Genomic DNA, 25,751 nt, shown 5'->3' with positions numbered 1-25,751 from the left:
ATAAAAAATAAATTATCGATATTTATTAAAATAAAACGCATATCTTTTTAATTTTAAATCCAAAAAATATGTACATTACAGTATAATACACTACCTGAGGTAGACCTCGGTTATTTCGGGTCTGAAATGCCCCAGTTCCTGACTGACAATCTCAAGTGCCTCAGCATAATGGCATCCGAGACTCTGAAGTTCTTCCATTCGTTCCTGCGCATAACTATGTCGCGTCCCATGACTCCCCGCAGACCAGCCCAAGGTTCTGGTACTGGCTGTGCTGAATGATCGGCTCCAGGATTGCCCTGCTGCGATGGCATAAAATTGGTCATAGTGGACACCACGATCAGTGATTTTTATCGGTTCTGGTAATCGTGTTGTCTCCAGGTTTTCGGCCAAATCAGTGGATAACCTAATTTCCCGAATTAGCCCGCCTTTTCCCTGCACCGTGTACGCCTTCCCAGACCGTCCCATAAATTTTTTAGCCGAAACAGGCCTGATATTCGGTTGGCGTTGCTGTAACTCACAGATCGTAAATAATTCGTGGCTACGTAATCCCGCATTGTAGGCAATCAGTGTTGCCAGACCATTTTTATCGGACTGATGCGATGAAATAAGGAAGATCTGTTCTGATGTATATGATCTCGATGATAATTCTTTCTCTTTCAAAGAATGCACTACCTCAAGAACTTCTCCGGAGGGTAATTCCTGCGTCAGATGAATCATCATTGCCTGTAGAGCCTGACGTTCCATATCCAGGCTTTTCTGACCAACAGCAGCAGCCCTTTGATGGAAATAAACCGTGGCCATTTCAGGCGTAACATCCTGTAGGTTTATTCCGCCATTTATTCTGAAATACAGGGCAATCCGCGTCAGGGCTGCCTGATAATTTCTCACTGTGCCAACTGAGCGAAAAACATCAGCCTGCAAAATTTTCATTACGTTAGCGGCCTGCCGTTTTGCTATTTCCCGGTCAGTTTTTTTGACTGAGAATTTGGCCATCATTCTTCTCCAACCAGCGTGTGACTGTTGTTAAAACAACACAGACTCTTTTTTTTCGTAACCAACGCTGAATTTCAGATGCAGAAGCACCATGCCGCCTTAGCGCAAGTATTTCCATTCGATATCTGTCCAGACGCGATTTATTGCGCCTGTAGGGCTTTTTCCTGCGCTGCCGTGTTTCTGCCTGTAATTGCTTTACTATCATTTCTGCATCGAACATAAGAAGCCTGCTGAGTTGTAAGAACATCTGGTCCGCGGTCTGCAGCCAGCGACCACTATGAATAGCATGACCCATAGCGCCTGTTCGCCCCGGTTAGCCTGTATCAGGCGGGCTCGGACTGTTCTCGCCCTGGAAGAAAAGTTGTGAGTTTTTACCGCAGGCAATATCCCCATCAGATTAGGGTTCTGCGTGAGAGTTATTAGCGTTAGGTATATTTGATAAAATGCTTATAAAACATAATCATATTGAAATATGACGCAGCTAAATCGCATTTGATAGATTTGAGGCATACATTCATAACTTACTGAAAAGTTAGGAAAGCCATAGATTTGATACCTGTTCTGGCCAGGTTTTGCCATTAAATCATTATTGCCTGTTGTCGGCCAGGCTTTGCCATCAGAGATGTTGTAATTTGTCAGTTTCAGCCCTGACAGCCCCTAAGGACGGCTTAATACTTTTAAGTTAATAAAAAGTTATGGCAAAATCAACGTTGCATCGATTAAGTTGCGCATTTTCCCTCTCAGCCCTTGCCGTACAACGCCTCCCAGCCTAGTCCTTATATAACGCATAGCGTTAATGATGGTGAAAGCATTATCGAGTGAGCCTTCAGGCGATGCATTTTTTGTAAGCCTTGAGGCGTATGATTCTTCTTTAACACAAATCCTACGGCAATTTGAATCAGGATGGTAACCGTTTGAGCTTCATTTGCTCGTCAGTTGACTGTTGTTCGCAAGTCATTTGGGCATTCTTTGATAAACTGACAGACAGCTTTGAGCGAAAAGCAGGCGCTCCGAAATCAGCAAGACATAACAGCAATCTTGCGCTCATCGTTATTACCGCATGCCTTAAAACGGCATGCGGGTGGTGGCGGATGTCACTTACCTCTCTGCAGCCACGCGATATTGCTAGCGCAAGCTATTCTTACTGAACTCACTACGTTCCTGATGGATTTGAAATCAGCAGCCGCCAACCTCCGTCAACGCTTCGCAACAACACCTGCGTTGCTGTACCGGACTCTTCGTGCAGTGTTCTATCCTTAGTGGTTATGGTCAAAGTCCAGTCAATAATAAGCAGAGCAATTTCACCGGCGGAGAGGATCGAGCGGATATGGTTTCTGATAACTGGCTGGGATGATGTCAGTGACAAAAAAGTGTCCCGAAGCTTTTCAGGATCGCTTTCGATGACCACACCATCAGTCATTTTCATAGTGGCACGGTTACTGAACAGAGCCAGCAGGTCATCAACCCTGCCTGCATTGAAAGCATCATCAAACGCGGCTATCGTTTCGACAGGCGAATGGTAGACTGCTGTCCCCCCTTCAATGGCGGCTGTAAATTTTAACAGGTGGCTGGCGACCTCTGTAGGGGCCTCCAGAGGCAAGAGATGTCCGACGTCTGGAATGATATACATTGATGCATGTGAAATAAGGGGCAGCAATTCTCTTTGCAGAGTAGCCGGAAGGTCTACACGATCCAACTCCCCTGAAATGACCGTCACAGGGACATTAATTGAGTCCACTTCCTGGGTAATGTCTTCGCCGATAGCCGTATTAGGCCAGCCTTCTTTGGCCTCGGATGAGGCCCTCAAACTGTCCTCGATTACCTGTTCACGCAGAGCAGAACTTAGTGCCCCCGCTGTCAGGACATTATCAATCACAAAGCCGACAGATTCGCGGCTGTTATATGCGCTGGATAACGTATCGCGCTGCTCAGGCGTGAGACGCATAGGTGAAGGTGGAGAGGGAGCGATAAGCATCAGGCCTTCAAGACCTGCAGGCCGACGCGACGCCATCAGTTGGGCAACTTTTCCCCCCATCGAATGGCCAACAAGAATGTAGCGTTTAAGCTCAAGCGCTGAAATAACCCCTTCGGCATCCCGAGCAAGGTCACCAATTCGGTATCCTGATTTAGGTGCGTCTGAGCCCCCCCAGCCCCGGTGGTCGATTGCAACTGTGCGGTAGTGGTCAGGTAACTGACTTATCACGCTCTCCCAGGTACGGGATGAACCGCCATAATAATGCAAAAATACCAGTGCAATTTCACCGCTGCCCTGTTGCTCAATGTGGATACCCGTTCCATTCACCTTAATTTTCATCGTCTCATGCCTCTTCATGTAATTAAGGTAATGGTAATTGCTGTCATGAGTGATGATAATCAGCGTAATTGTGTCGACAGCCGATACTCTGATTATCGAATGGTGGTAAGTAATGGACAGGTTCACCAGCATGCAGATTTTTATCGCGGCAGTGGATGAAGGCAGTTTCGCCGCCGCCGCGAGACGTTTTAAGCTTTCGGCTGCAATGGCAGGAAAGCATGTCAGCGCTATAGAATCTGATCTAAATGTACGACTTCTTCAGCGTTCAACACGCCGTCTTAGCCTGACGGATGCCGGTGAGCGGTATTATGAACGTTGCAAAGTTATTCTTGAGGTTCTTGAGGATGCGAACCGGGAAGCCAGTGATGTTCAGAAAACACCGAAGGGGTTGCTTCGCGTTGCAGCACCGGTCGCCTTCGGTGCAATGCATCTTGGTAGGATCGTATCACGCTATCTGGAGCAATTTCCGGAGGTCAGTCTGGACGTTGTACTGGAGGATAAATACGCCGATCTACTCGAAAATCGAATCGATGTTGCCATCCGAGTTGGGCGTCTTGAGGATCCGACACTGGTTACGCGGCGGCTGGCACCTTGCAGGATGGTTTTGTGCGCCTCACCGGAGTATTTGAAAAAACATGGCACACCAGAGACGCCGGATCATCTTTCCCGTGCGCCTCGACTGGCGTTCAGCCAGGCGGTTTCAGCGGGAGACTGGACGATTTATGATGCACAAGGCAGGGCGCACAGTATTGAAGGCCCATGCCGTATGACTGCCAATAACATTCAGTTGCTTCTCGAATCTGTACTGGCCGGAACAGGCATTGCTTACGGGCCCAACTTTGTTTTTGGCGAGCATATTAAGCAGGGCAAGCTGATAAAGCTGCTGCCAGCATACCGGACGACTGAACTTACTATTCAGGCTGTTTATCCCAGTGCGATCCGTATTCCTTTCAAGGTTCGCAGCTTTGTTGATTTTATTGCTAAAGCGTTAGGAGATACACCGCTGTGGGGAGAAGAAAATTGAAATATGCAAGAAGTAACGTCTGCTGTTGGCACTGAGTGGACGAGTTTACAGGGTTGAAGGTCCGCTGTGAGCGAAAAGCGGACATTATGTTATTAAGCGTATTGCGACAAAGCAGCTTGCATCCACACGGTAATTTGTTGCTGCGAGGTGTTAATCCACGGAATGCAAGCAACACTGGACTGAAGCTGATGTATTTTTAGGCGTCCGATAGCGTTGCCATATCAATAACGAAGCGATAATGTACTTCGCCGCGCTCCATGCGCTCGAAAGCCTCATTGATTTCCGCTATAGCAATCATCTCGCATTCGGGTAATATCCCTGTCTTCCCACAGAAATCCAGCATTTCCTGCGTTTCTGCGATGCCTCCTGACGGCGAGCCGGTAATACAGCGCCGTCCCATAATTAACGGTAGGGAATTAAACCCGGCCATATTGCCAAGCGCGCCGACGATCACCAATGCTCCTTCGACGTCGAGCAGTTGAACATATGCAGATACATCATGCTCAACCGGAATGGTGTCAATGATGACGTCGAACGAAGACGTTGCCGCTTTCATTGCGTCATCCGAGTTAGAAATAAGGGTTGTATCGGCTCCCAACGCACGTGCCTCGGCCGTCTTGGCCTCTGTCCGCGTGATAACAGTCACATGAGCACCAAGGCCAGCAGCGAATTTCACAGCCAGGTGCCCAAGACCACCTATTCCGATGACACCGACACGACTGCCAGGGCCCACATTCCAGGTCCTTAATGGTGAGTAGACCGTGATGCCAGCGCATAAGAGTGGCGCAGCACGCGCAGCATCGAGACCCTCTGGCATCCGCAACACAAATTCCTCACGAACGATAATGTGTTTGGAATATCCTCCAAGAGTTGTCTTGCCGTCATGCCGGTCACTGCTGTTATAGGTCATGGTAGGGAATTCCCGACACATTTGCTCTTCACCGCGACGACACTGATCGCAGACCCGGCAGCTGTCAACGATTGTTCCGACAGCGACTGCATCCCCGATTTTATAGTGCGTGACGTTTGGGCCAACTTCGATAACCGTACCGATGATTTCATGACCTGGAATACTCGGGTACACCGTTGGATTCCAGCTCCTCCAATCATCTCGGATTTGATGAAGGTCAGAGTGGCAGACGCCACAATAGTTAATTTCGATTGCTAGATCGTCGTCACGGAGCGCGCGGCGTTCGAATGACATGGGAGCGAGCCCACTCTGCGCATTTTGCGCAGCATAGCCGAAGGTTTTCATAGGGTATACCTCATCTGTAAGTGTTACTGACTTGGTGTGCGGGTCAGGCAAGTTTGTCAGGCCTGGTCTGTTGGACGAACTACGATTTCGTTGATCGCCACGCGCCTCGGATTCGTCACGATAAATTCAACAGCTTTTGCGATATCCTCCGCATACAGGCGCTCGACCTCGCCGAACGCCACTTTGAAGCTCTCCCATTGCCCCTCTTGTTTCCACAATTCGGTCTCCGTAGCTCCTGGCTCGATGACAGAGAAACGAACTGATTGTTTGGTAAATTCTTGTCGCCAAGCTTCCGTAGCACCAGTAACGGCAAATTTCGTCGCGTTGTAAATTGCGACCTGTGCAGCAGCCACACGACCTGCAACGGACGATATATTCACAACATCAACGACCTTTCTTAGACTTGTAGTGACTGAGGCGATAAGGTGCGGCAAAGCTGCTTTTGTGACGTACATTAAGCCACGTAGATTGACGTCAACCATCTGATCCCACTCTTCGAGCGGAGCGTCAATCGACGGCCCGTTAAGCATGACTCCAGCGGCGTTTACTAGCGTATCCAAGCGGCCGTACTCTGAGATGACTTGCTCGATTGTCTGGCTTGCAACGTTGGGTAATGTGATATCCGCCTCGATCGGCAGCGCTTGTCCACCGGCTCCACGGATTTTCTCGGCCAATGCTTCGAGGCGATCGACGCGACGCGCAATAAGGGCGACACGGGCGCCCGCGTCGGCCAATTTCAATGCGGTTGCCTGACCAATACCGCTGGACGCACCGGTAACCAAAGCTACCGAACCAGACAATGTTTTTAATGTGCTCATGTCCATTATTTACTCCATTCTAAAATTTTAAGGGGAGCGAGAGTCTGCCCGCTTAAAGCTGGCAGCTTTGCGCCATCTTCAACATTGAATGTAGAGCGGAGAGCATGTCTGTCGTGAGCACGATCCTTCCTGATTATTGCCTAATCCTCTTGATTGAGGGGGAAATTTAAAATCGAGCTAAAGAAAATAGCTATGCTTTATGGGGGTGTAGATACGGATAGGATTATCATGATTTTTGAACCAGACGAGACTGATCGGCTTCGCCGGGCCGAGACTTCCGACATTCGCAATCGACTGGCCCGTCAGATATCAATGTTTGTGGGCGATGAAGATGAGCGAATGACATCGCTACCAGGTTTGAGCTTCGCCAAGGTCAGAAAACCAATGCCCCGTAGCTCTTATTTGTATGAGCCAAGCATCTCCATGATTGTACGAGGCAGCAAGCGTGTCCAGCTTGGGGGAACCACCTACCTTTATGATGAGTCTCGCTTTCTACTGACCTCCGTTGACCTGCCGACAGTAACTGAGGTTTTGGAAGCCACAGAGGCGTCTCCTTACCTTTGACTACTTATGCGGCTGAACCTACCTGTTGCAAGGGAAATGATTGCCGAAATGGGGGGACCCGAAGCGCCGCTTCCTGGTGGAACAACTGGGATGTCGACGGGACCGGCCACCGTTGACTTGTTTGACGCTATTGAGAGATTGGTCAGACTGCTCGATCATCCGCAAGACCTTGAGCATATTGGTGCCCTGAACCGTACCGGGTTTCTTGGAGACTAAACTCTCAGTGAAAGGAGACCCAAAATGAAATCACAATCCGCCAAACGCTATCCCCCTGAACTGCGTGAGCGCGCTGTCAGAATGTTGTTGGAACACCGTGATGAGTATGACTCTGAGCCGGATGCCATTCGTGCCATATCGTCAAAAATCGGGTGCCATTACGACACCCTACGAGTCTGGTTGCGTCAGCATAAAAATGATGTCCGTGGTGGTGTCAGCCCCGTCAGCACTGATGATGGTGGACTGAGCACCAATGAGCGCCAGCGTTTAAAAGAACTGGAGCGTGAAAATCGGGAGCTACGCCGCAGCAATGATATATTGCGCCAGGCCTCAGCTTATTTTGCTCAGGCGGAGCTCGACCGCCACTGGAAAAAATAATGCCACTTATGCAGCGTCTGAGTGGTACACACGGGGTCGGGCCGGTATGTCGCGAACTGGATATTGCCCCGTCGACATATTACTGGCATCAGCAACGCCAGCTACATCCTGAGAAATGTAGCCAACGAGAAAAGTGCGATGCTCAAATCATCCAGGAGATAAAACGCGTTTACGGAGAAAATTACAGTGTCTATGGGGCACGAAAAGTCTGGCGTCAGTTGCTCCGCGAGGGCTTTAGCGTCGCCCGGTGTACTGTTGAACGCCTGATGAAAATAATAGGTCTTCGGGGCGTACTCCGTGGCAAAGTCATCAAGACCACGATCGGTCGTAAAACAGCGGCAGCAGCGGATCTGGTAAACCGCCAGTTTGTGGCAGAACGTCCCAATCAGCTTTGGTGTGCAGATTTTACGTACGTTAGCACCTGGCATGGCTTCGCCTATGTGGCGTTCATCATCGATGTGTTCGCAGGCACGATCGTTGGCTGGCGGGTCTCATCGTCGATGGAAGCAAGGTTCGTGCTGGATGCTCTGGAACAAGCTCTGTGGGCACGTCGCCCCTCAGGTACAATCCATCACTCGGACAAGGGCTCCCAATACGTGTCACTGGCGTACACCCAGCGGCTGCAGGAGGCGGAGCTGTTGGCGTCGACAGGCAGTACAGGCGACTCTTACGATAATGCCCTGGCCGAGAGTATCAATGGCCTTTACAAAGCGGAAGTGATCCACCGTAAAAGCTGGAAAAACCACACGGAAGTGGAGCTTGCGACACTGGCGTGGGTGGACTGGTTCAACAATCGAAGGTTACTGGAACGGCTAGGACACATACCGCCGGTAGAAGCCGAAAAAGCTTATTATGCTACCAGTACAAATAATGATCTGGCAGCCTGAGCTTCCGGACTAAACACTCTCCAAAAAAACCGGGGCGGTTCACGTTATAATCCTGTCGCCAGTCATTAATGATTTCCCGGGCATGTAGAATATCGCTGAACCAGTGTTCATTCAGGCATTCATCCCGAAAGCGGCCATTGAAACTCTCAATAAATCCGTTCTGCGTTGGCTTGCCCGGCTGGATTAAGCGCAACTCAACACCATGTTCAAAGGCCCATTGATCGAGCGCGCGGCAGGTAAATTCCGGGCCCTGATCGGTTCTTATCGTTGCAGGATAGCCACGAAACAGCGCAATGCTGTCCAGAATACGTGTCACCTGAACGCCTGTAATCCCGAATGCCGTGGTGATCGTCAGACACTCCTTCGTAAAATCATCCACGCAGGTCAGACACTTAATCCTGCGGCCGCTGGCAAGTGCATCCATGACAAAATCCATCGACCATGTCAGGTTTGGCGCATCCGGGCGAATAAGCGGAAGCCGCTCAGTCGCTAGCCCCTTGCGGCGTCGCCTGCGCTTTACACTCAGGCCGTTGAGATGATAGATGCGGTATACCCGCTTGTGGTTGACGTGAAGGCCCTCCCGACGCAGTAGTTGCCAGATGCGCCGGTAACCAAAGCGGCGGCGCTCAAGTGCCAGCTCTGTGATGCGTAGAGACAGCTGCGCGTCAGCAGCCGGACGCTGAGCCGAATAACGGCAAGTCGACAGGGACAAACCTGCCAGCCTGCAGGCACGACGTTGCGACAGACCTGCGGCCTCACACATGACTTCCACTGCTTCCCGCTTCTAGTCTGTCGTCAGAACTTTCGGCCAAGAGCCACCTGAAGCGCCTCCTTATCCAGCATGGCTTCAGCGAGCAGCTTCTTGAGGCGGGCGTTCTCCTCTTCAAGCGACTTGAGCCGCTTCACTTCAGGGACTTCCATGCCGCCAAACTTCTTGCGCCAGGTGTAAAACGTGGCATCGGAAATGGCGTGCTTACGGCAGAGCTCACGGGCAGAAACTCCGGCTTCGGCCTCGCGGAGAATACTAATGATCTGTTCGTCGGGAAAACGCTTCTTCATGGGGATGTCCTCATGTGGCTTATGAAGACATTACTAACATCGCGGTGTGTTAATCAACGGGGAGCAGGTCACGTTGCCGAAGCGGCGTTCCACCGCTCCCAGCATTACGTCCTGTACTGTTTCACTGTCGAAGCCGCCCGTAGTGACTGCCCAGTGCAGTGCCTCACGGTCACAGCAGTCCAGCGCGAACGTGACTCGCAGTTTTTCTCCGTTATCACAGCGGAACTCGAACCCGTCAGAGCACCATCGTTGATTGCTTTCTTTCACGGCCACTTTGCCAGTATGTGCCCGTTTCGATGGCGGTACAGCGGTTTTTCGCTCAAGCAACAGCGCATTCTGGCGCATGATCCGGTAAACACGTTTGGCATTGATCGCAGGCATACCATCAAGTTCGGCCTGTCTGCGAAGCAGCGCCCATACCCGACGATAACCATACGTGGGCAGCTCTCCGATAACATGGTGTATACGGAGAAGCACATCCGTATCATCTGAGTGACGGCTGCGGCGACCATCTTTCCAGTCATCGGTTCGTCTGAGAATTACGTGCAACTGCGCACGCGACACCCGGAGACAACGGCTGACTAAGCTTACTCCCCATCCCCGGGCAATAAGGGCGCGTGCGCTATCCACTTTTTTGCACGCCCGTATTCAACGGCTTCTTTAAGGAGTTCATTTTCCATCGTTTTTTTGCCGAGCAGGCGCTGGAGTTCTTTAATCTGCTTCATGGCAGCAGCAAGTTCAGAGGCAGGAACGACCTGCTCTCCTGCGGCCACAGCAGTAAGACTTCCCTCCTGGTATTGCTTGCGCCAGAGAAATAACTGGCTGGCTGCCACACCGTGTTGCCGGGCAACAAGGGAGACCGTCATTCCCGGTTCAAAACTCTGCTGAACAATAGCGATCTTTTCCTGTGTAGTACGCCGTCTGCGTTTCTCCGGTCCTAAGACATCAATCATCTGCTCTCCAATGACTAGTCTAAAAACTAGTATTAAGACTATCACTTATTTAAGTGATATTGGTTGTCTGGAGATTCAGGGGGCCAGTCTAGGTAGCCTTTACGCCTGCCTGAAGTCACATTTTTCTTGCATATCTGACACTTTGGTTCCCACCACTATTTGGTATACACCACTTTGTCGAATACATCAGGTTATGACCAGACGGCTCTCGCTGTACGCTCACGAATAAACTGAGCGTTGTCATGCAGATGGAGCTTATCACCAATGGCTACCACTCTGCGGTCGGGTAGATAGCCAAAATCAGCGGGAGAACGGCTGACAAGCTGTACCAGAAGTGCACAAATTTGCTCAAATGGCCACTGGGGTTCACGGCCCGTACGCAGTGATATCAGGCGTTCAGTGCCACACAGGGTAAACTAGTTGAGCCAGCGTCCCACGGACGAACGGGCACAGCAAAGTATTCTGGCGACGTCGGAAACACGACTTCCTCGGTGCAGCATCAGTATAGTGGTCAGCCTGCGGGCATGATTTTTATCGCGAGTTTTATGGATAGTTTTTTGCATCAGGCGTCGTTCGGTACGGGGTATTGGTGCTATGATCGACATCGCTTAGTCCGGTTGGTGATTATGGTTGGTTTGGCGATTGATCAGATCGCATAATCCGGGCTGAGTTCCCTTAAAATGATCTACTATTTGGCGCAGCTATTTAGTATTTCGTGAGGGTGAAATGGATATACATCTTCACTCTAAATAGACGCAGACGACCAGGTCCGCGTACAGCAAAAATATGTAGTCACATCAGCCTAGGTTGAAAATTTGTAAGAGTATTAGTCAAAAATAATTATGGCCGGAGTACGAATAGTGGACCATCGATTGGAACGCTGGTCCACTAAATTTTAATTAAAACGAGCCATTCGTTGTTTGTGTGTCATTGCTATTGAACTGGTTATTTGCACCAGACTGCCACTCAACATTAGCCGTCGGATTGGTTTCATTACGTTTCACACACTTCCATTCAACATTTAAGTCAGAAGGAAGCTCTAAGCTCGCACTCCATTGTGGATATTGTGTCGGTGATATTTTTACCGCTTTAGTTAAGTCCCAACCACCTAACTGAGGTATATTACCAATAATATAAACACTTTGACCTGAAATCGTATAACCGTTATTACATGTGAAGTTTATGCTTTGTACTGTAGGGTTCTCCGCATCATCTGATTGTGAGCGAATGACAACAGCTTCATTTTGCATAAGTGTTAGTGTTGCCTGTTTATTTGCTACTGAAACACTATTATTCCCAATCAAACTCGGATATACCCCATTAGGAACCGCTATATTTTTAACATTAATTGTGTTAGCCTCACCACGATTAAGTGCAACAATAACAATATCGTTCCCAGAACGCCGCTCAAATACTAATATATCATCATTAACCCATAGTTCAGTATAAGTTCCATTTTGAATTGCCGGGCTACTTTTCCTTAGGTCACCCAGTGTTTTAATAATGGAGAAAGCCTCACTTTCCGTATCAAATCCTGGCATTTTCTCTCGGTTGTAAGGATCACTGCCAACTTGACCAAAACTGTTAGAGGTAAAGTTAGCGGCATAATGTTCAGTACCATAATAAATGGCAGGAATACCACGTACAGTCATTGTCGCAACCAGACCGAGGTCTATACGTTTCTGAGCAAAAGCTTCACTCTGACTTCCACCGGTTTCATTATTTCCAGGACCAAAAGTAGTGGCGTTTGAACGCAGAGCGGTACCAATGCGTGCCATATCATGGTTATCCATAAAAACAACCTGCCAGTCATCACTGGTAAAGACTGTTTGTCTTTTTATCAGATAACTATTTAACGTTTTCATTGTATTTCCGCTACGTCCTACCAAAACTCTTTCTAAAGTATCGCGGAATCCAAAATCCAGCAACGCTGACCCGGAAGTGTTGGCGTAATCGATAGCATTACCATCAACACCTGTTGTAGTATTCGCACTGGCACCAAACCATTCACCGAAGAAAAAAAATCCTTCCCGGCCGATAGACTTACTGTAATCATAAATATCGCTGGTCCATTTCTGTATAAAAGACTTGTCCATATGCTTGATGGCATCAATCCTGATAGCATCCACACCAGCATCGATCCAAAATTTAGAACCATCCAACAAGTACTGGTAGACATCAGTATTGGATTGATTGAGGTCTGATAGATTGAATAGATTATGATTCTTCACTTGGAAGAAATCATTCCAGTTCGTTACCCCACCATTGTGATGATACCAGCCCGTATTGGCGGCAACATCTGTAGGATAATCAGTAATAAACACACCATCACGATATAGTGCACCAAATTCATTTTCATCATTAGCATTCGAATGATTAGGGGCATAATCAAGAACCAGTTTCATATTATAATCAGGACTATGCATCAAACTAGTCAGTTCTTTGAAATCATCGAGATTGCCAAAATGTTCATCTATACGAAAATAATCTCTTCCCCAATAACCATGATATCCAGTATTGCCAGCAGCATCAGTATTATTCACATTATCGATTGGGGGAGTAATCCAGATTGAAGTAACACCAAGTGATTTTAAATAGGGTAGTTTATTAATCAACCCCCGGAGATCTCCTCCAGTATATTTTTTTAAATTATTAGGATCGTAGGTTGCAGAATTAAACCCTGCATTATTACTTGGATCTCCATCGCTGAAACGATCAAGGAATAGAAAATATATCGTCTCCTTACGAAAATCAAGATAAGTTTCTTCTGGTTCAGCAGCAATCGTCTGCATGCTACAAAAAAAAGTATTTAATGCAATCGAAATGGCAATAGCAGCCGAGGTATTAAAAAAACGGTTTCTTTTCATTATCTAGTCCTAATAAAGTTAGTGAAAATATTAGTTTTACTTTATATTAACTCCACTTAAATTGAAAAATAACTACAACTACAACTACAACTACAACTACAACTACAACGCGAGATGAAAATAATCGAAGCGTCAATAAAAGCGACTTCATAAGGATCGTGAATTCAGGAACCACTACACACGTATATTTTGCAGTGCAGTGGTGATATATTGTGATGAGGTGAGCTAAGAAAAAATCACACTCTTACATTTGTCAGATTGTTCTCATTATAGAAATCAAAAACATGACAAAAGGCAGTATTAAGATTAAATCTTAAAGTTTTCCCTATATGAAATGGATTAATATCTTGTGTATCAACTCTGGCAATAAGTTCCTTCCCACCAACGATAAAATATAAAAATTTTTCGCTCCCCATATTTTCAACCACCGTTAAAACTCCCTCAAAGGTATTAAGGTCATCATCATCGCTAGCAAGAGAGATATGCTCTGGTCTAATACCAAAACACACAGGCTTATTAATATAACCTTCAAGCAACACTTGCTTACTATGTGGAATTAATATTTCAACGCCAGGAGCAATTTCAACATACAACCTCTCATTATTCTTACGGATAGCAGTATCTATCAAATTAATTGATGGTGAACCGATAAAACTGGCAACGAACTTATTATTAGGATAATTATAAAGATCAGTAGGTGTATCAACCTGCATGATATTCCCATGGTTAAGAACACAAATGCGATCTCCTAGAGTTAACGCTTCAGTCTGATCGTGAGTAACATAAATCATTGTAGCAGGATGCCCCTCCTCTTTCAGAGAACGATGTAGTTGGGCAATTTTCATCCGCATCGATACCCTGAGCTTGGCATCAAGGTTTGATAAAGGCTCATCGAATAAAAAAACATCAGGTTTACGTACAATCGCCCGGCCAACAGCGACACGCTGGCGCTGTCCGCCCGACATTTCTTTCGGCTTACGATAAAGCAGTTCGGTAATTTCAAGTTTTTCGGCCGCGTCTTCAACCCGGCGTTTAATCTCATCCTTAGGTCGTTTCTGCATTTTTAGACCAAAAGCCATGTTGTCGAAAACGGTTTTATGCGGATAAAGTGCATAGTTTTGGAAAACCATGGCAATACCACGGTCTTTGGGCGGAAGGTCATTAACCTTTCTATTTCCGATATAAATTTCGCCTCCGCTAATATCTTCAAGACCGGCAATCATTCTCAAAGTTGTTGATTTCGCACAACCGGAAGGCCCGACAAAAACCATAAATTCACCGTCATGGATTTCGAGATCGATACCATGGACAGCCTTAAAGCCATTTTCATATCTTTTTTCAATTTTCCGCAAACTAACCGTTGCCATGATTTACCCCATAAGAAGAAAGACATCTGTGGCTAACAAGACTATACTTACCATCGTCCAAATATTAGCCACGACGTATGTTTACTATTCTGCTGGAAGCAGCTTAATTATTTACATTGTGCAACGGCAACCTGAAGTGGCTTTTTATCTTCAGCAATTTTGACCGTCCAGACGTAGCGGCCAGCAACTGGTAACGTTACTGCTGTATTTTTTGCAAAACCTGCTCGTTTCAGATCCTTAACTTGTCCAACTGTTAACTCCAGACCCGCTGCAGTGAATTGCGGATTCCAGCTCATCGTAGCGAACTGAACGCTAAGATTACCGGCTTTTTCATCTATAACTAACTGATATATACCATTGCCTTTATAGAGCATTTTACGGTTTTCTTGCTGAATCCATTGTCCTTCAGGAAAGGTACCAACAACATATAAAGAAGGCCGAATCGGTCCACGCTCGTCAACGGAAGGCAGAGCACAATTATAGAAAGGATTATCAGCGGAACCCTGTGCGTTAACTGAGGTACTAAAAACAGCAGAGGCATAAAGCATAGTGAATACGGCAGCAATAATTAAATTTAAACGTTTCATAACAAATACCATCCTTCAAAAATTTGTGGACAATGACGAAAAACGTCAGTGACTAAGTACTGGCACGATAAAATTCTATTCTCTTCAAAATTTAGGAGTTTAAAAAATTAAAAAAACGATTCCTCCATGTGTCCGATATAGATCGATTTTTTTTAAATTGATGATTTTTTGTTAAAATGTTAAGAACGGCAATGTTTTTGTAATAAGCACGGGTATCTTTTGCCGGGTAACCAAATAAGTCGCTATTCTCAGGGAAGGAGTGACTTACACCTGATTTTGCCTTGATAATAGAATGGCTACCAATCGCTATATGGCCGGAGGTCCCAACCTGTCCCTGTACGATAACATGGTCACCAAGAGTTGTATGACCGGCAAACCCAGCCTGTGATACTATTAAGCAGTTTTCACCAATATGACAGTCATGTCCAATCTGAATCTGATTATCTATTTTAGTTCCCCGACCAATCGTCGTGTTACCTAATGTTCCACGATCTATTGTATTGTTGCTCCCGATCTCTACATCATCGTAAATAATGACTCGCCCCACACTTTCTACTCGTTGATACTTACCATTTCTTGAAGCCATATACTCAAAACTGTAGTTACCAATCGAATTGTTTGAGTCGATAGTTACATTATTTCCGATGATAGTTCCTTCTTTAATAACAGTGTTGCAGTGGATAGCAACATTATCCCCAATAATAACCCCATTCATGATCTTCACACCAGGCATAAAAATGCAGCCATCACCAATTTGGCAATGTTTTCCAATATAAACATCTGAGAGTGCCGACGTATTCCCTTGATCATTGAGATGAAACCTTTTTACTTTATAAGAACGAAGAAAAAGATTAAGGCGCTCAACATCCAAATGTGAGATAACAATATGTGCCTTCGCTGGGCTATCCAGTATTTCATCAGGTCCTATCAGCACGTCAGCATGTGAGCCAGATAAGAATTGCAAGTCTTGTTTGGCGAAAACAATAGCCAGGCCGCCGACATCAGGACTGCGAATTGGCCGTATAAAGTTAACCCGAATTGCTCCATCACCGGTATAGCTCCCGGATAACAGAGTGGCGATTTCCATAACACTGAACATAAACGCCCCTTACGTTAAGACTAAAAGCGATATAGTGCCTGAGCATAGAAGGTATGTTGTGTTAACTCGCTCTTATTTCTAGCTTCCCATCCTGATAATCGACTTTTTTTCTCAACTTCATTAGCATACTCGTACTCAGCTTTGGCTACCCAACTTTCACCTATTGATTGTTCATAACCAACGGTAGCTTTTCTAATGTCTTTGAAGTAGTTAATGCCAGCATTACCGCCACCACTACGATCAGTATTTTTAGTTTCATTTTTCCCGACACGTACCCGCGTGTACAGCGTGCCGGCATCATCAAAGCTATATTGAACAATAGGCTCTATATATCTTTCATTAAAATCACTTTTCTCATTAATGGTTCCATCTGGTTGCTTCTCATCATTAGTTTTAATTTGGTAATAGAATTCAACACCGACCTCCCAGTTACCAAAACGCTTGTAGGGTTTAAACAATGCACTATATCCCTGCTCTTGCCTTTTCCCCCATGCATTGCGATCTTCTTTACTCAAAAGGTATTCAAGATTAGAATAGAATCCCATATTATAATCATTATTCCAGTAGGTTAAATATGGTCTAATGCTGTGCTCGGCAAGGTTTTTACGTAGACCACTAACATCCGGAGAATAAACTTTACTTCTTGTATATTCTAGCTCATAAATTAAACCAGTAGCCCAACCGTTACCAAGATCATGACCTTTATTCAATGAAAAAAGCTGCTTAATACCATCTTCATTCTCATAATAACCAGGCTCCTTTTGCTCTCTATTTTCTATTTTAAAAGAGTAAAAACCCATAAAATTCCATTGTGGATTGTTATAAAAAAAGTTGAAAACCTCATTGGTAATCGTCTTCTCCTTTTTATCCGTGTTATTGAAACCACGAGTTACCTTATCTTCATATTCAACAGAAGTCCCTACATGGCCACCAAACGAAAAAAAACTTTCATCAAAAGCGACGTCTTCAGGTTTGTACCCACGCTGATCGCTGGCTGCAAATGAATGTACGGGCGCTGTGAGAGCAAGAGCAATAGAGGCAGAGAGTAATTTTTTTTTCATAGTGCTTCCTTATTCAGCTATCACAACATCGGAAGAGAATGCTGAGGGATAGCGTTAAATTTTATCATGATTAGTAGTTCCTCATGGACGCCTATTAAATTTCTCTCATTTAATTTTTTTTTCCTCATGGCAATAACGTAAACGAGATTCAAGTCACTAATCTTTCGATAAAATTGTGACCAAAATCACGTTTTATGTTTTTATTAAATTCAGGATATCATTTTTAGCCTATTTTTTGCTGCCAATAAGGGACTGGATTCATACCTAAAAAATGGAGAACAGAATCACAAAAATTGTTCAAACATCTGATGTTTTTTGACAAACATCACAAATAAACCTATCTGGGTAGACCGCATGTTGACATAAAAAAGGACGCATGCATCATAGTGGTACACTACGTACTACTAAAATGAGTAACTATGAAAATAAAATTGTTAGACGCTGTTCTGCTCTTCGGTCTGACGGCCCTTGTTCCCGCAGCTTGGGGAGAGAGTATTGCACCTGAAAAACAAGCAAATCTTCTAATATGGACGGATATTTCTACGCTAGATTATATGAAATATGCTGCTGAAAACTTTAATAAAACATATAACAGCCAGGTAAGATTTACGTTTAGGGGATTGGCGCCAATAGATGCCGCCTCGCGAATGATACAGGATGGTGGATCCACGCGCGTTGCTGACGTTGCCGAAATCGAGCACGATCTTTTAGGCCGACTGGTTGTTGCCGGTGGCGTAATGGAAAATCTGATCTCGGCAGAACGTATAAATAAAAAATTTATGTCTAATGCAATAAATGCTTCACGCTATGAAGGAAATAATTATGGTTTTCCAGTAAGTTATGCAACCGTCGCATTATTTTATAACAAGGATATCCTTCGGTTGCCGCCAGATAAATTTGAAGAGTTGATCCAGCTAAGTGCTGAATTTAATAATGTTAAGGAAAATAAATATACCTTGTTATGGGATGTACAAAACTATTATGAGTCAAGAATGTTTCTAACCCTGTATGGTGCTTACGAATTTGGTCAGGAAGGGACAAACGTCAAGGACCTAGGAATCAACTCCGAATTAGCCCAAAAAGGGCTTGCAGCGATGAAACGACTTAAAACTGCAAACCCATCTAATCCGGTAGATATGCGTAATCCACAGGTGCGTCGAGGCTTATTTTCTGAAGGCAAAGTAGCTGCCATCATCGACGGTCCATGGGCAATCCAGGGATATAACAACAGTAAAATTAATTTTGGCGTTGTTCCCATACCTACTCTTGAAGGAAAACAGCCACGTTCGTTTTCTACGGTTCGCCTGGCGGTCGTCTCTTCTTATAGTAAATCGCCTAAGGCGGCACAACTTTTCGCTGACTATCTCTCATCTGATGAAATGTTAATGAAACGCTATGAGATGACAGAATCTATACCTCCGGTACCGAATCTGATGAACAAAATCCTACCAACTGCAAATGAAGCGACGAGCGCAATTATTAAACAAGGGCTTCACTCTGATGCCATGCCATCTATTCCGGAAATGGGTTATTTATGGTCCCCACTGGCAAATGCGATTACCGATATGTGGATCAATGACCAAACGCCAAAAGCAGCACTTGACCGTGCTCGTAATATCATTGATGAGCAAATCAAATTTCAGGAGTAACTATGTTATTGTCTGAGGGAAAAAGCATGCGTATATTTCCGGCATCTTTTCTTATTATGGGCGCTACGCAGCTCATTTCTGGTCATTGGATAAAAGGCTCCGTTTTTTTATTATTCCAGATTGTAGTTATTAGCAACATCAATTTATTACTCAACGCAACGCAGGGACTCATCACTTTAGGCACCGTGGCCCAAACACGTAGTGGGTTTGATATTGTAGCTGGTGACAATTCAATTTTTATGTTGGTTGAAGGTGTTGTTGCATTCATTTTTTTATTTTTTTCAATTTTTGTTTATTGGTTAAATATTAAGGATGCGCAGGTATGTGAAAAGTGCCATCAGAGCTTTACGGAACAGTTACGAACGATTTACGATAATCGTTTTGCTACTATCATGTTGGCTCCGGCATTTATTGCCTGCATTGCCTTTATTATTATGCCGATGATCATCACCGTTTTGGTATCACTAACAAACTACTCGGCTCCTCATCATATCCCACCTAAAAATCTTGTTGATTGGGTCGGATTGAAGAATTTCATTACCCTCTTTGAGCTTCGGATCTGGTCTAAAACGTTCGTTGGTATTGGTGTGTGGACTGTGCTATGGGCTTTTTTTGCAACTCTATGCACTTGTAGCTTTGGATTTCTGTTAGCCCTCGCGTTAGAAAACAAAAAAATTATAGCGAAGAAAGCCTGGCGAGTCGTATTCATCTTACCCTATGCGATCCCGGCGTTCGTTACCCTGCTTATTTTCCGTCTGCTTCTGAATGGAATTGGTCCAGTAAATAGTACATTAAATAGCTGGGGTATTGATTCAATTGGTTTTCTTTCCGATCCATTAATAGCTAAAATGACTGTAATTGCGGTAAGTGTATGGGTTGGCGCTCCCTACTTTATGCTGCTAATCACCGGAGCAATGACCAATATTCCCCGTGACCTATACGAAGCAAGTGAGGTGGATGGTGCTAGTAAATTCCAACAGTTCCGTGAAATCACGTTACCGATGGTTCTGCACCAGGTCGCCCCTTCATTGGTTATGACCTTTGCACATAATTTCAATAACTTTGGTGCAATATACCTGCTAACAGAAGGTGGGCCGATAAACCCGGAATATCGCTTTGCCGGACATACTGATATTTTGATTACGTGGATCTATAAATTAACCCTTGATTTTCAGCAATATCAAATTGCTTCTGTCATCTCAATCATTATTTTCCTGTTCTTATCGATATTTGCGATCTGGCAATTTAGGCGAATGAAATCATTCAAAGAAGATGTGGGGATGTAAATGAGAAACATTATTAGCAAGATAATGACGATTTTAGTCTATCTTTTCTTATTATTAAATGCACTTGTTGTCCTTGGGCCAGTAATATGGACAGTTATGTCATCGCTAAAGCCTGGGAACAATCTTTTTAGTTCTGGTTTTACTGAAATATCATTTACATTAGAACATTACCATAATCTACTTACGGGAACGCCTTATTTAAAATGGTACAAAAACACCTTTATACTCGCAACCTGTAACATGCTTATTTCTTTGGTAGTAGTAACAATAACGGCATTTATTTTTTCAAGATATCGTTTCAAAGCCAAAAAAAAAATACTCATGAGCATTTTAGTGTTACAGATGTTCCCGGCATTTCTTTCCATGACCGCAATTTATATCTTATTGTCAAAGATGAATCTAATTGATACATACATTGGTTTGCTATTAGTCTACGTTACTGGTTCCCTACCTTTTATGACATGGCTGGTTAAAGGTTATTTTGATGCAATCCCTACGTCATTGGATGAAGCAGCAAAAATTGATGGTGCAGGGCATCTAACTATATTTTTTGAAATTATATTACCGCTTGCTAAACCTATTCTCGTATTTGTGGCATTGGTTTCATTCACCGGCCCATGGATGGACTTTATTTTACCAACTCTAATTTTACGCAGTGAAGATAAAATGACTCTGGCAATTGGTATCTTTAGCTGGATATCCTCCAACTCAGCTGAAAACTTTACGCTATTTGCTGCTGGTGCATTATTAGTTGCTGTACCAATAACGTTACTTTTCATTGTTACACAGAAACATATTACTACCGGACTGGTTAGCGGTGCGGTAAAAGAATAAGATCAGGATAAGATATGATTACAATTAGTTCATTAAGCCACTCCGCAAAGAGTGCCGATAGCTACGCTTATAATAAAGAAACCCTACATATTAGATTTCGCACAGTCAAAGGCGAGGTCGCGAAAGTCTCTCTGTGGATCGGCGATCCCTATCAATGGGAGGAAGGTGGCCTAGATGGTGGAAACCTTGGCGGCAGCGACGCGCATGGATGGAGCGGCGGCAACGAAGTTCACATGGAAAAAGAGGGACAAAGCGAGAGCTATGACCACTGGTTTGCCGCATTTACTCCGTGCAAACGACGTAGCCGCTATGGTTTTATATTATACGGAAATAACGGGGAAAAATTATTATTTGGTGAACGACGCTGTGTTGATATAAGTAAACCACCTGTAGCAGAGACAGAACTGAGTAACTTGTCCAACTTTTTTTGCTTCCCTTATATCAATCCAGGTGATGTACTTTCTACGCCAGAATGGGTTAAAAAAACAATATGGTATCAGATCTTTCCTGAACGATTTTGCAATGGCGATCCATCGATATCGCCAGAAAACGTACAACCGTGGGGAACGCCTCCAGATTCAAAAAACTTTATGGGCGGTGATTTGCAGGGCATTATTAACAAACTTGATTATTTGCAAGATCTTGGCGTTAACGGTTTATACCTTTGTCCCATATTTACGGCTAACGCTAGCCATAAATATGATACCGTAGATTATTTTAACGTTGATCCCCATTTCGGTGGCAACGATCGGTTTAAAGAATTGGTGCAAAAAGCTCACCAACGAGGAATGAAGGTCATGCTGGATGCAGTGTTTAATCATATTGGTAATCAATCACCATTATGGTTAGATGTTGTAAAAAATGGTGATAAATCACCTTACGCAGACTGGTTCTGGATTAAAAAATTCCCGGTATACCCATCTGGTGATAAAAATGAGTGGGATTTCCGTAATTTCAATTACGAAACCTTTGGTAATGTTATTGAAATGCCTAAACTTAATACTGAAAACCCCGCTTGTCGTGATTATCTGCTGCAGGTGGCGAGATATTGGATTGAAGAATTTGATATTGATGGCTGGCGCCTTGATGTTGCCAATGAAGTCGACCACGAATTTTGGCGAGCTTTCCGTAGAACGGTAAAAAGCATAAAACCTGATTGTTATATTCTCGGTGAAATTTGGCATGAAGGCATGCCATGGCTGCGCGGAGACCAGTTTGACTCCTTGATGAACTATCCTCTAATGCAAGCAACTACTGACTATTTCGCTTTACAAGCATATGACAAAAAAACATTTATAGATATTGTTACCCATGCCTATCTTTGCTATCCACGTAACGTTAATGAAGTTATGTTTAATCTTCTTGAAAGCCATGATACTTCACGTTTATTAAGTCTGTGTGGTAATGATAAACGTAAAGCCCGGTTAGCCTATCTCTTTATGTTTAGTCAGGTGGGTTCTCCTTGTATTTATTACGGTAGCGAAGTTGGTATGAATGGCAGCAGAGCAATGGGATCGGAAGATAATCGTAAATGTATGATATGGGATGAACAAAAGCAGGATTTAGAGTTTAAGTCATTTATTAAAGATCTTATTCTATGGAGGAAAAAACATTCCGAATGGAATGATCCTAAAATACACTGGAATAATGTCGACCATCCGGCAGTTGTCGCTTTTAGCAGAGGAGAAGTACATTTCCTCCTTAATAATAGTGATGAATCTTTAGCTATTAATTATCAGGGCAGAACACTATCTCTGACACCTTTTGGGTTTTATATTATCGGTCTGGACCATAAGGACATCATATCATGAAACTCGGTATCTCACTTGCGATTGACTGGATACGTGGCGTGTTAATAGACGATGGTGAAGTTTGTTATCGTACTCAGGTATTAACACCAATAGACTGCCAGCAAAGTGTAGATACCGTATTACATATGATTTTTAGTATCCAGCGGACCTATGGAAATATTGACTTTGTCGGTATCAGCATTATGCAAAGCAACGTGTCCCGCTGGGGGCCGTTAGATAGAATAACCAATTTTTTCGAAATGGCTATAGATAAGAAGACTGGTATTCATTGCCAGTCTTTCGGCCCAGCACTTGTTGTTTTACAAAACCTAGATACGTCCTTATTATCAGGGCTAAAAGGTAATATTATGAGTATTGTCGTTGATTTTGGCTGTGAACTTTGTGTAGTCGATAAATACAACGATGATAGCGTATTTGACCATGCAATAAATGTTTCCTGGGCTCATCTCCCATTGAAAAATTATCAGCCACTCATTGATGGTATATCTCCGGTTTGCGAATGCTGCGGGATAGGATGCGTTCATCAATTCATTTCGACATCCGGGATCGAAAGACAGTATTTTCAGTTCTCTCTTCAGCGGAAGAGTGCCTTAGAAATAATTCAGGGAGTTGATGGCAGTGATGCATGGGCGCAAAAAGTCTACCGAATGTGGATGGATCAACTAGCCAGAGCCTTACTTGATCCAATAATGGTTTTTAAACCTAGATTGTTAGTGCTCAGTGGATTAGCAACAATACACTCAGACTTTCCGTTAAGTCTAAAAAGTGTATTAAGCCGACACTGTCCAAATAATTATCTACCAGAAATAATTCGCTTAAATTATGAAGAATATCGTTTTGCCTATGATGCGGCGATGGCTAATAAGGAAAAGGCGCAATACACCTCTACCCTTGCGTTGTAAGTAATGATAAACTAACAGACGGGCTATGTTGCATGTGAGGTTATGTTAATGAACGAACTGGTAAAAACACTTATGGGTTTTGGCTTTACAAAGACAGATGCCAATGTATACATCAACTTGCTAAAAAACGGTCGTTCTAGCGGCTATAAGATAGCAAAAGAAATATCATTATCACGTTCTAGCGTCTACTCATCAATTGATAGTCTATATAAAAATGGCTTCATTTTTATGGCCGATGGCAATACTAAAGAGTATCAAGCAAAATCTCCCGAGCTTATTTTCAGCAACATAGAAAAGCAAACCATTGAAAACATCAATGTATTAAAAAAAGAACTCTCACGTATGATGCTACAGGAAGAGAAAGAGTTCATATATAACGTCTCTGGTTTTGATAATTCACTACAAAAAGCCAGAGAAATGCTCGAACTGGCTCAAATCGAAGTTTACCTGAACACTGACTTCCATCTTGAACTCATTGCTCAAGAACTCATTAATGCCGTTGAGCGCGGGGTTCGGATTATCGTGTTCTCATTTAACCGACTCGCGCTACCACATGAATCTATCGAATTGTACTCTCGATTTGAAATAGATGAAAAGATTTATCCATCACATCGCTTCATGCTAGTGATTGATATGAAAAATGCTCTAATGCTTTCCCATCGGGAAGAAACACATGGCTTATATACCAATAACAAATTACTAGTTAAAATCATGGCTGAACATATTCATAGTGATATTTATCTAACTGAATACGAAAAAATGGCACCGGAAAGAAAATGCCGGATATTAACCGTTCATGAGCTTGAAAATGATATGGTCAATGATGAACTATCGATATCATCAAAAAAAATGTAAGAATATGATGCAGTATATTTATATCCTGCGAGTATTGATTACAACTGTTTTATTGGCTACGTTCTGGCGACAGGCCTGCCAACTAAGTTGATGAACTCCTGCAGTGGACGTTGGCTTTTCCGATAAATAACTAGCAATATGGCACCCACTAAAGGCTTACGATTGCCTTCAAGTTAAGCAATACTGTATAAGCTAGGGGACTATGTAGCTTACTTATCCGGCGAAGATAGGCACTCATGAGATTGAATTATGAATACCGTTGAAGACTTCAACCAGATTTATACTGATGCAGGGTGTAACCTTGAGCAAACATTAGCTGATATTACAAGGCTTCATGTCGAGAATTAAGATAGCAAAAATCAGCTTAATGCGATGGCTGCGCAACTCCAGATTCTGCAGGTGTAGTGGCGAAGACCTTATCACCCGTGAAAAAGCAATCTCGAGCGTATCGTCGCCACGCTCGAGATGAAGGAAATGACTCAGGGAACGCTGATCCGTAAATTGTGCACATATACAACGGCGTATCCGACAAGACAGGCGGTATTTGAATATGACCGGCTGGTACGCAACACCTATACGCTAAGATATTTGCGCGATCCGCAGCTGGAACGCAACATCCGGCGTTCCCTGAACTGGATTGAATCTTATCACCAGCTACGTGCCGCCATCGCTAAAGTCGGTGGAAAGAAAGAGTTAACAGGGAAAAATGACATTGAAGCAGACATCAGTAATCGGTGCGGGCGGCTGATTTCCAACGAGATCGTTTATTACATCTCAGCGATCCTGTCACGATTGCAGGATGGTCTGGAAGCCGAAAACAGTGACAAGGGTATTGAGGCACTAACCCGGATATTACCGGTGGCTTGGGAGCACATTTTGTTGAACTGACATTATACCTTCAGAGCAGTCGTGAAATTATTGGCTTGGATGCATTGCTCGCCAGTTCAAAATAGCAGTATTCTAAATCGATTT

General features: G+C 44.2%; 18 protein-coding genes, 5 pseudogenes and 1 other annotated feature. Of the genes and pseudogenes, 10 read left to right on the top strand and 13 right to left on the bottom strand.

The window, feature by feature from the left end:
- Window positions 1-90: 90 nt before the first annotated feature.
- From BWI76_RS03340 to BWI76_RS03330, 3 genes are all read right to left on the bottom strand, one after another.
- The gene (locus BWI76_RS03340) at window positions 91-996 is read right to left on the bottom strand and encodes a hypothetical protein (RefSeq protein ID WP_016808127.1); all 906 of its coding nucleotides are present in this window, start codon (window positions 994-996) and stop codon (window positions 91-93) included.
- Entirely contained in the window at window positions 965-1,288 is a 324-nt protein-coding gene (locus tag BWI76_RS03335; RefSeq protein ID WP_223226694.1) for a hypothetical protein, read from the bottom strand. Before BWI76_RS03335 ends, BWI76_RS03340 begins: the two co-directional genes overlap by 32 nt.
- A gap of 858 nt (window positions 1,289-2,146) precedes the next feature.
- Window positions 2,147-3,439, bottom strand: coding sequence for an alpha/beta fold hydrolase (locus tag BWI76_RS03330; protein ID WP_004133510.1), 1,293 nt, complete (start codon window positions 3,437-3,439; stop codon window positions 2,147-2,149).
- Here BWI76_RS03330 and BWI76_RS03325 point away from each other — a divergent pair.
- The gene (locus BWI76_RS03325; protein ID WP_004133512.1) at window positions 3,438-4,331 is read left to right on the top strand and encodes a LysR family transcriptional regulator; all 894 of its coding nucleotides are present in this window, start codon (window positions 3,438-3,440) and stop codon (window positions 4,329-4,331) included. The genes BWI76_RS03330 and BWI76_RS03325 overlap by 2 nt on opposite strands.
- 196 nt (window positions 4,332-4,527) lie before the next feature.
- On the opposite strand, the gene BWI76_RS03320 is transcribed toward BWI76_RS03325, so the two are convergent.
- Together BWI76_RS03320 and BWI76_RS03315 are read right to left on the bottom strand one after the other, a co-directional pair.
- Window positions 4,528-5,586: an NAD(P)-dependent alcohol dehydrogenase gene (locus tag BWI76_RS03320; RefSeq protein ID WP_004133513.1), complete on the bottom strand. Its 1,059-nt coding sequence runs from the start codon at window positions 5,584-5,586 to the stop codon at window positions 4,528-4,530.
- Window positions 5,587-5,642: 56 nt separating this feature from the next.
- The gene (locus BWI76_RS03315; RefSeq protein WP_004133514.1) at window positions 5,643-6,410 is read right to left on the bottom strand and encodes an SDR family NAD(P)-dependent oxidoreductase; all 768 of its coding nucleotides are present in this window, start codon (window positions 6,408-6,410) and stop codon (window positions 5,643-5,645) included.
- A gap of 186 nt (window positions 6,411-6,596) precedes the next feature.
- Between BWI76_RS03315 and BWI76_RS03310 the strand changes: the two are divergent.
- Window positions 6,597-7,184 (top strand): annotated as a pseudogene (locus BWI76_RS03310) (AraC family transcriptional regulator).
- 24 nt (window positions 7,185-7,208) lie between these two features.
- Window positions 7,209-8,449 (top strand): IS3 family transposase gene (locus tag BWI76_RS03305; protein ID WP_177916616.1). Its coding sequence is split into 2 segments (ribosomal slippage): window positions 7,209-7,524 and window positions 7,524-8,449, totalling 1,242 coding nucleotides; the frame shifts between segments, so codons are not numbered across the junction.
- Window positions 7,517-7,633, top strand: a sequence feature (AL1L pseudoknot). Its footprint overlaps the gene before it by 117 nt.
- A 31-nt stretch (window positions 8,450-8,480) precedes the next feature.
- Here the strand turns inward: BWI76_RS03305 and BWI76_RS03300 are convergent.
- The 8 genes and pseudogenes from BWI76_RS03300 to BWI76_RS03255 form a co-directional block, all read right to left on the bottom strand.
- Window positions 8,481-9,508 (bottom strand): annotated as a pseudogene (locus BWI76_RS03300) (IS3 family transposase); the annotation flags it as partial.
- A 72-nt stretch (window positions 9,509-9,580) separates the two neighbouring features.
- Window positions 9,581-10,461 (bottom strand): annotated as a pseudogene (locus BWI76_RS03290) (IS3 family transposase); the annotation flags it as partial.
- 278 nt (window positions 10,462-10,739) lie between these two features.
- Window positions 10,740-11,066, bottom strand: a pseudogene (locus tag BWI76_RS03280) (helix-turn-helix domain-containing protein); the annotation flags it as partial.
- Window positions 11,067-11,360: 294 nt separating this feature from the next.
- Window positions 11,361-13,328: an alpha-amylase family glycosyl hydrolase gene (locus BWI76_RS03275; protein WP_016809084.1), complete on the bottom strand. Its 1,968-nt coding sequence runs from the start codon at window positions 13,326-13,328 to the stop codon at window positions 11,361-11,363.
- Window positions 13,329-13,564: 236 nt separating this feature from the next.
- Window positions 13,565-14,695, bottom strand: coding sequence for an ABC transporter ATP-binding protein (locus BWI76_RS03270; protein WP_004136079.1), 1,131 nt, complete (start codon window positions 14,693-14,695; stop codon window positions 13,565-13,567).
- 107 nt (window positions 14,696-14,802) lie between these two features.
- Complete coding sequence (locus tag BWI76_RS03265; protein WP_004136080.1) at window positions 14,803-15,282, bottom strand: hypothetical protein; 480 nt, start codon at window positions 15,280-15,282, stop codon at window positions 14,803-14,805.
- 91 nt (window positions 15,283-15,373) lie between these two features.
- Window positions 15,374-16,381 carry a UDP-3-O-(3-hydroxymyristoyl)glucosamine N-acyltransferase gene (locus tag BWI76_RS03260; protein WP_004136081.1) on the bottom strand — a complete coding sequence of 336 codons (1,008 nt, stop codon included), beginning with the start codon at window positions 16,379-16,381 and terminating at the stop codon, window positions 15,374-15,376.
- Window positions 16,382-16,401: 20 nt separating this feature from the next.
- Window positions 16,402-17,442 (bottom strand): hypothetical protein, encoded by a 1,041-nt coding sequence (locus BWI76_RS03255; protein WP_004136082.1) that lies wholly within the window; start codon window positions 17,440-17,442, stop codon window positions 16,402-16,404.
- A 419-nt stretch (window positions 17,443-17,861) separates the two neighbouring features.
- On the opposite strand from BWI76_RS03255, the gene BWI76_RS03250 reads away from it, so the two are divergent.
- The 7 genes and pseudogenes from BWI76_RS03250 to BWI76_RS03220 form a co-directional block, all read left to right on the top strand.
- Complete coding sequence (locus tag BWI76_RS03250; protein ID WP_004136083.1) at window positions 17,862-19,091, top strand: maltose ABC transporter substrate-binding protein; 1,230 nt, start codon at window positions 17,862-17,864, stop codon at window positions 19,089-19,091.
- A 2-nt stretch (window positions 19,092-19,093) separates the two neighbouring features.
- Window positions 19,094-20,377, top strand: a complete 1,284-nt coding sequence (locus BWI76_RS03245) for a carbohydrate ABC transporter permease (protein WP_004136084.1) — start codon at window positions 19,094-19,096, stop codon at window positions 20,375-20,377.
- Window positions 20,378-21,211 carry a sugar ABC transporter permease gene (locus tag BWI76_RS03240; RefSeq protein ID WP_004136085.1) on the top strand — a complete coding sequence of 278 codons (834 nt, stop codon included), beginning with the start codon at window positions 20,378-20,380 and terminating at the stop codon, window positions 21,209-21,211. It abuts the gene before it with no gap.
- Window positions 21,212-21,225: 14 nt separating this feature from the next.
- Window positions 21,226-23,022 (top strand): glycoside hydrolase family 13 protein, encoded by a 1,797-nt coding sequence (locus BWI76_RS03235; RefSeq protein ID WP_026055970.1) that lies wholly within the window; start codon window positions 21,226-21,228, stop codon window positions 23,020-23,022.
- A complete protein-coding gene (locus tag BWI76_RS03230) occupies window positions 23,019-23,924 on the top strand; it encodes an ROK family protein (RefSeq protein ID WP_004136089.1) in 906 nt (301 codons plus the stop codon). The genes BWI76_RS03235 and BWI76_RS03230 overlap by 4 nt, the downstream gene beginning before the upstream one ends.
- A 48-nt stretch (window positions 23,925-23,972) precedes the next feature.
- A complete protein-coding gene (locus tag BWI76_RS03225) occupies window positions 23,973-24,779 on the top strand; it encodes a TrmB family transcriptional regulator (protein WP_004136090.1) in 807 nt (268 codons plus the stop codon).
- Between the two features lie 429 nt (window positions 24,780-25,208).
- Window positions 25,209-25,732 (top strand): annotated as a pseudogene (locus BWI76_RS03220) (Tn3 family transposase); the annotation flags it as partial.
- Between the last annotated feature and the right edge of the window lie 19 nt (window positions 25,733-25,751).

The sequence above is a fragment of the Klebsiella sp. M5al genome, assembly GCF_002090195.1.
GTDB classification, from domain to species: domain Bacteria; phylum Pseudomonadota; class Gammaproteobacteria; order Enterobacterales; family Enterobacteriaceae; genus Klebsiella; species Klebsiella grimontii.
The sequence above is the reverse complement of the archived record's forward strand: the minus strand, read 5'-3'. Positions and strand labels throughout refer to the sequence as shown.